The following is a 1,790-nucleotide window of genomic DNA, read 5'->3' on the forward strand; positions in this document are numbered from 1 at the left end:
GCCGATGGGGAAAAGTAACATGGGTCAATTCTCAATGGAAATTATGCCGCTACTGGAGTGACCCCCTCGGGCTGGACCACGGAGGCCGAAAGATCTGATACGTTGGACGGGCCTTGCATGGAGAAAGCACCATGACGTCCCGAGGACCCTGCCGCCGACATTCGACACCGTTCAAATTGCAGCTTTGCCAAGACATAAGGACTGGCATCATCGGCCGGCGTGATGCGCAGCGCAGCCACAACCTCTCGGCCAACCTCATACAGCTTTGGCTGATCCGGTTCGACCGCGCGCACTGCAGCCCGAGGGGTTCACTCCAACCAGTGACTAAAGGTAGGCGGCAGGTCGCACCACGTCGCGCCGGTACGCGCCCGCCAAAAGACCGCTTTCAGAAACATGCGATTGTCCTTTGCAGTGACTCCGGCCTCGCTGACCTTACCTGAAGATGCGGCTCAAGCCGCCGCCACAAGATGTCCGACATCAAAAATCGCTGATCGTTCATTCAAAGTAAGCATCCGCTGAAGGCCGCTGCTGTCCCTTATTAATCAGATGGGTTTCGGAGCTGCTTTTGGTTTGCGTGGCTTTGGCACCCATTTTTTGGCAAGGCGCTCGAAGTTGTCGAGGATGCGGCCGATCTCGGCTTCATCTGAGTCGAACTGTCCTCCATACCATTCCCGCATCCGGTCGTGTTCCTCGTGCTTGGGGTCTCCCACGGCGTCGAGGAATTCGGCGTAACCGGGGACGCCGCCGACATCTTCCGGGGGACAAGCACCGATAGCCCTTACAAGACGCGGATATGCGGCACCCGGGATGGCGTCATCGATCTTCTCGACCTTGACCACATGGTGCCAGTTGTCGCCGAAGTCATAGACGTAATGAATGGTCTTGGTGCCGACATCTTCGAGCACATCCAACAGGCTGGTTTTGCTGGCGGGCAGCGGACCGTCATAATAGCCGTCAGGATCGGGCACGCCCCAGCCGACGTCGCCGGCACGGAACTCATAGAGATGGCTGTCGGTCCATCCCATGGCGGCCTGGATCACATCATGCAGGCGGTTCAGCTTGATCTTGAGGGGCACATCGAAGCGCCGGAGCACCTGAGGCGCGACATCGGACAATGTGACCTTGAGGCGCGCAACCGGTATCATGCAGCAACCCTCCCCACTTGTGTTGCTGACTTCCAGTGCCATGGCAGCAGCTCTGACAGCCGTGACACGGGCAAATCCGGCAGGCGCGCAAGCACATCGGCCATCCATGCCTGCGGATCGATATCATTCATCTTTGCCGTGACGATGAGGGTATACATGAAGGCCGCCCTGTCGCCACCCCGCTCGGACCCTGCAAAAAGCCATGACTTTCTGCCCAATGCGATACCGCGCAGAGCGCGTTCGGCGGCATTGTTCGTCAGACAGAGGCGCCCGTCATCAAGGAATGCGGTGAAGGCCTCCCAGCGACCTGTCCCGTCGAGCATGTAATTGATCGCCTTGGCGACGGGGTTGTGCTTTGACATCCGGGCCCGCTCGGCCAGCATCCAGTCATGCAGATCCTTGACCAGCGGCGCGACCCGCTGGCGCCGGACTTCATGGCGCGCTACAGCTGACAGGCCGGTGATCTCGCGCTCGACAGCGAAGATGGCGTCGATCCGGGTCACAGCCTCCAGCGCGATGGGTGAGATTTCTTCTGCCACCTTTTTGCCCTTGCGGGCGATGGACCTGATGTCGGCCAGCTCAAAGAACTTGCGTCTGGCATGGCTCCAACACAGCGCTGAGCGCACCGGGCCCGGACTACGATCT

At 59.7% G+C, this 1,790-nt stretch carries 2 protein-coding genes and 1 pseudogene; all 3 read right to left on the minus strand.

Features of this window, described 5'->3' with window-relative positions:
• Positions 1-308 precede the first annotated feature (308 nt).
• Positions 309-413: pseudogene (locus ACOI1H_RS25320) on the minus strand (transposase); the annotation flags it as partial.
• A gap of 129 nt (positions 414-542) precedes the next feature.
• Positions 543-1,187, minus strand: a complete 645-nt coding sequence (locus tag ACOI1H_RS25325) for a plasmid pRiA4b ORF-3 family protein (protein WP_422441057.1) — start codon at positions 1,185-1,187, stop codon at positions 543-545.
• A partial coding sequence (gene tnpC, locus ACOI1H_RS25330) for an IS66 family transposase (RefSeq protein ID WP_422441059.1) occupies positions 1,142-1,790 on the minus strand: 649 nt, incomplete at its 5' end. The genes ACOI1H_RS25325 and tnpC, both read right to left, overlap by 46 nt.

This window comes from Loktanella sp. DJP18 (genome assembly GCF_049310965.1).
Classification (GTDB): domain Bacteria; phylum Pseudomonadota; class Alphaproteobacteria; order Rhodobacterales; family Rhodobacteraceae; genus Loktanella.